Source organism: Adlercreutzia shanghongiae (assembly GCF_035830635.1).
GTDB classification, from domain to species: Bacteria; Actinomycetota; Coriobacteriia; order Coriobacteriales; family Eggerthellaceae; genus Adlercreutzia; species Adlercreutzia shanghongiae.
On sequence record NZ_JAYMFI010000044.1, the window covers coordinates 1 to 4,669 of the forward strand.

Consider the following 4,669-nt stretch of genomic DNA (forward strand, 5'->3'; position numbering starts at 1 on the left):
ACGGCCCAAACGGCCGTGCGCTCCTTGTTGCCGGCAGCGTCGAAGGGCGGGGGGTCGCGCGCCGCGGAGAGGCGCAGCGCCCTGTACAAGGAGGCGCGTCGGGCTCGCGAGCGCCAGATAGAGCTCTTCTGCACGACATCCGAGTACTTTGGCGCTCCTGGGAAAAAGAACTTCGACTCCGACCTCCACACGACGTTGGACATCATGGGCATGGCGAGCGGCCCGTTGGAGCCCGTCGGGATGGCGGCCGATTTGCTGAACGCCTTTCTGTATGCCTCAGAAGGGGACTGGGGCAACGCGGGCATATCTCTAGGTGGCTTTGTGCCTGTTGCGGGAACGGTTGCAGCGGGTGCGCGCCTGGGCAAGAAGGCTTACGATGCCTTGGATGCCGCCGATGAAGTCGAGGCGATTGCTAGGGCGGCAAAGAAAGTCTCAACGGCCGGTAATATGCAAAAGCAAGTTGAACGCGGTCAAGCGCCGAGGACCGTGAAGGAGGTGCATGGCACTGAAGCGGGGGTGACAGCCTCGCAACCGCATGTGCACTTCACCGATGAGACTGCAATAAACCTCGATGGTACTATTCATAAGGAAAGCAGGGGAGTTCCAAAATTGACCAAGAAAGAGAAGGAATGGCTTGCGAAGAATGGATGGCCGACGGAGTTGAGGCAATGATAGCTTATGGCTATAGCGTTGCGGGAGGCAAGCTCGAGGAACTTAAGGCATGCACTATCATTGTTCCGTCTTCAGACTGGCAGCAAGCGTGCGTGGCGTTGGAAGAGCTGGTGCTCGCGGCGCCGTGCGTGCTGTCCCCGGTCCCGTCGGCGGACCGAGAGCCCCGAGTTTCGTCAATGGCGTACGTGGCGCGCATTAGCGCGGGACCATCTCGCATAGCACTGAGCGGAAGGCGCAGGGGCTTCGGGAGATCGCGGGAATTGCGAGAGGCGTTTCTGCTCATGGACGACGAGGACCGGCAGACCTTGACCCTGATGTTCGGGGAGCTGATAAGGGAGCGGGGGCTCGCTGGCGCGGGGACAGCCTGTGCGGAGTGGCATTATCGCTTTCGGAAGGCGGGCTGGAGGGAAAGCGAGTCGGACCTCCTGTTTGTGCGGATGGAGGTGGCCGGATGAGTGGAGAAAGGGCGCCAAGGCCGTTCGCCCTCGAAATTGCGAGCGTGCGAATCGAGCCGGTAGGAATGAAGTTCGGGGAACTCGTTGCGGCCTTCGGCGATCCCTCGGGCGTTTTCCCGGAGTGCGCCGACAGCGAGGAGCGCATCGGCCTTTGGGAATGGGGAAACGCCTTCCTGTCGCGCGAAGGCGAGTGCTTCCGGGTCGAACTGGGCCCGTCCTCGGGCGCGTCGCTGGGAGGGGTCGAGGTGTTCGAGGAGCCCTTCGCGGCGGTGCGCGGCGAGCTGCAGAGGCTTGACCGGGGGCTCGCAGCCTGGAGGGGCGGGCTCTCGTCTCGCGCCCTAGGCGTGAAGGCGGTTGCCGCATCGAGCGGCCGCGGCCGGAAGAGGGCGATGCGCTTATGGGTGGGAAGGCCGGAGGCGCTGGAGTTCAGGGTGGATTCGATACGGGGGCTGGCCCGCGAGGTGCTCCCGCATCCTTGGGAGAGGCCCCGAAGGTTTGCGGAGGACGTGCTCACGTCCTTGAGATACGGCAGGCTGCCGAGGTCGGACGCGCGCGTGATTGCCAGGCAGATGGATCTGGGGAACTGGTCCTTCGCTCTGTTCTGCCTGCTGAGCGCCATCGAGGAAAACAACCTGGCGCTCGGTGCGAATCAGGCCCAGACTCTGAGGGGGCTCGTGTCGGAATTGGAGCTGGACGAGGTCCCGGAAGCGTTTTCTGACTGGTTGAAGTGACGCCATGTCGTTGGTAGCCATTTCAATTGCATGGGACAGTGGGCGATGGGATAAGCGACCCCGGTGTTTCGGAAAAATGAGCAGACAGGGCTGCTTTGGCATTGGCTCCGAAGAGGGAGCGCTTTCATAAAGGGCGCCTTCGGTTGCGCCTTCGATTGCGCCTTCGATGACGGGGGCGAGCTGACTGCGTTCGAGGTGCTGTGCAGCTGCCTGTTCGCAGACGGCGTCTCGTTGACACGTGAGCAAGCGGCGCTCCTCGCCTCTGTTGGCGCACGTATTGGAGCCGACCCGCACCTCTGGAAGATGGTCATGGTTGAGCCGGCAGATGAGGTTTGCGCTGAAGCTCGAAGGAATGTGGACGAAACGCAAAGCGTTAGTCTGTAGCAATGTTTGGAAGGCGGCAAAGCGATAACGGTGAAAGAATACGCGAGAGGGTCTCTTTAATTGTAGTTATAGGGAAAACATTGGCTTACAAATTATGCTAAGATTAGTTATCAATAAATAATTTAGTTAGTAGTAAGAGATAAAATTGAGAATCGCTTTTCGCCTTTTGATTCGGCCATGTGGCGCGAAAACATTGAGCCAGATGAAGAAAGTCGGCTGTATCGCCAGCTGTTCGACTGGCTGGCCGAGCATCCTGGTCTTATAGCTACGGTTGCCGGCCCCGTCCTGCTCATTGCGCTCATCTCATTGTGCTTCTTGCCTTTAGGGAGCGCCTTTGAAGGCTTTTCGGCGGCGAGTATCTTTTCTGTTCTATTTCTTGCGTTCTTGCTTTGGGTATTGATTTGCGGCATGGGGTCCTCTTTCGCGTGCTTTGAAAAAAATATGCGATTATTGGAAAAAGAGGAGCGACCGGAAGAAGAAACAGAAGAAGAGCGACGAGGGCCTGGAAAATTCAAAGATCGCCCAAGATGCTTCATCCAGTTTAGATGTAAGTAATACGGCAAGCGCGTCAACGCTTGCGTCAAGCTTGGGGCAGCGCTCTCTTCTCTGCGGAGCGTGCATCGTGCTTGCTACGACAACTTTTTTGCTGCTTGGCGCTTGGGTGCTAAGAGCGAGGGAGTCGATCTGGCCGCCATAGGCCACGGAGTCCTGGACCTGCTCGGGTTCATCCCCGGCATCGGCGCCGCCGCCGACGCCGCGGCCGCGGCCACACGCGCTGTCAAGAAGCTGGAGGCCGCCAAGGGGGTCGGGCCCCCGAACCTCTCGCCAGAGGGCGCGGGCCGTCGAGGGGCCTTCAGGGAGGCGAAGAGATCGGCGGGCTTGCCGGTTTCGCAGCAGCCTACTTCGGTGAAACCAGCCGAAAATAAGGCGGGAGTACCTATTCCGGGGCGTGAGTATGAATTCAGTACACCGCGTTCGGATGATCCCGAGCATACCACCGTAATTCTTGAGCATTACGGGCATACCTACAAGGACGATCCCTCGCAGAATCATGGACCGCACTTCAATGATCCCGCTGGCAACCACTTCGATTACTAAGGAGACGATATGGAAGAACACATAGGCCCGATGCCGATAGTCGCATACTTTTATGGCCTCGAGGAAGCTTGTCGCGCTCAAGGTCGAGCCGTCCCGAGTGTTCAGATGTGGGCCTGCGCTTCGCTGCGGGGATACATATCCTCGGATGAAGGTTTTTGCGCCGAGGCTGCCTCTTGGCTCGGTGGCCTGTGGGAGGCGCCTCCGGGGTGCGTGCTCCTTTGCGCTTCGTCGCGAGGGCGCGGTGGGTCGCCTCGCATACGGCAGCACTACGGCCTCTGGAAAACTTTGGACTTGGCCCAAAGGGGGCTGCTTGTGGGGGAAATCGAAGAAGAGAAGGTGGATGAAGGGGACGATTTCGCTTTCGTAGGAGCCGCGGAGCTGTTGGGCGGACTGACGGATACCGCGGTGCTCGCGCTGGGGAATGCAGGACGGGCCTCTAGGTTTTTGTATCTCGCTCGCTCGGGCTCATCGTTCGATTGCGGACGCGTCATGCCAATGCTGCCCGAGGTGTTCGCAGGACATGGGCTCCCGTTTTTCGCGGCGTTCGACCTATACCCTCTGTTTGAGGCGATGCCCGCGGGCGATGGGATTGTCTGCCTTCAGAACTATGGTGATGGCTTGGCGGTCTACCTCTTCGAAAAAGAGAGCAACCTGTCTAGTGGTGCAAACATGGAAGCAGCGGGCATCGTGCGGCCTTTGACAAGGTAAGCGAGGGCGAGGGAGTTTTCTATGTGGGGGTCGCGGAGATCCATGGGGAGGCCCTCGACGAGGTCGCCAGATCGTTCGGAATCGCGCCCCGAGGAATAGATGCCGTAGGCCCAGTGCGATGCTTTGCCGACGTCGAGGTCCAGAACCGCGGCGGTTGCGCCCTCCTGTCAATGACGCATCCTCTCAGTGGAGCGGCTGGTCGATTCGCCGTGGGCCTGTGACGCTTGTATCATCTGGCCGTGGTGCAGTGCCCTGCAGGGTTCTATCAGCCGTCCGCTTGCAGTCTGGCCGTGCCGGTGGTAGCATCCCCCAGCTTTCTGGGGAGACGGGGGCGTCTGGCGCGGTCGACCAGTGGCCCGTCGGGGTCAGCCCAATCCCAGTTATTGCGTTGGAAGATAAGGGAGTCGTTCGGTAACGTGCTTCCTGCTGTAATGCGGGAGCTTGAAGGCCGGGACACTTAACTGGATATCGGAGCTAGTCATGGTGCTGCCGATGAGGCCACCTTGAACCGCTACGCCTACGCCGGCGGCAACCCGGTGGCGTACGCGGACCCCACGGGGCACGACTCGCGGGTGAAATACGGCGGCGCCAACGCAGAAAGGACAAGAAAGCTCGCATCCA

Annotated in this window: 6 protein-coding genes; all 6 read left to right on the forward strand. The window is 60.0% G+C overall.

Annotated elements, in window-relative coordinates; translation table 11 throughout:
* Positions 1–672, forward strand: a 672-nt coding sequence (locus tag VJ923_RS12065; protein ID WP_326441829.1) for a hypothetical protein, incomplete at its 5' end; no start/stop codon positions are given.
* A 281-nt stretch (positions 673–953) separates the two neighbouring features.
* Positions 954–1,127 carry a hypothetical protein gene (locus tag VJ923_RS12070; RefSeq protein ID WP_326441831.1) on the forward strand — a complete coding sequence of 58 codons (174 nt, stop codon included), beginning with the start codon at positions 954–956 and terminating at the stop codon, positions 1,125–1,127.
* On the forward strand, positions 1,124–1,858 hold the full coding sequence (locus VJ923_RS12075; RefSeq protein WP_326441832.1) for a hypothetical protein: 735 nt from the start codon (positions 1,124–1,126) through the stop codon (positions 1,856–1,858). The genes VJ923_RS12070 and VJ923_RS12075 overlap by 4 nt, the downstream gene beginning before the upstream one ends.
* Positions 1,859–2,419: 561 nt before the next feature.
* Positions 2,420–2,797: a hypothetical protein gene (locus VJ923_RS12080; RefSeq protein WP_326441834.1), complete on the forward strand. Its 378-nt coding sequence runs from the start codon at positions 2,420–2,422 to the stop codon at positions 2,795–2,797.
* A 60-nt stretch (positions 2,798–2,857) separates the two neighbouring features.
* The gene (locus VJ923_RS12085; RefSeq protein ID WP_326441835.1) at positions 2,858–3,340 is read left to right on the forward strand and encodes an HNH/endonuclease VII fold putative polymorphic toxin; all 483 of its coding nucleotides are present in this window, start codon (positions 2,858–2,860) and stop codon (positions 3,338–3,340) included.
* Between the two features lie 312 nt (positions 3,341–3,652).
* Positions 3,653–4,048 carry a hypothetical protein gene (locus VJ923_RS12090; RefSeq protein ID WP_326441837.1) on the forward strand — a complete coding sequence of 132 codons (396 nt, stop codon included), beginning with the start codon at positions 3,653–3,655 and terminating at the stop codon, positions 4,046–4,048.
* Positions 4,049–4,669: the final 621 nt, after the last annotated feature.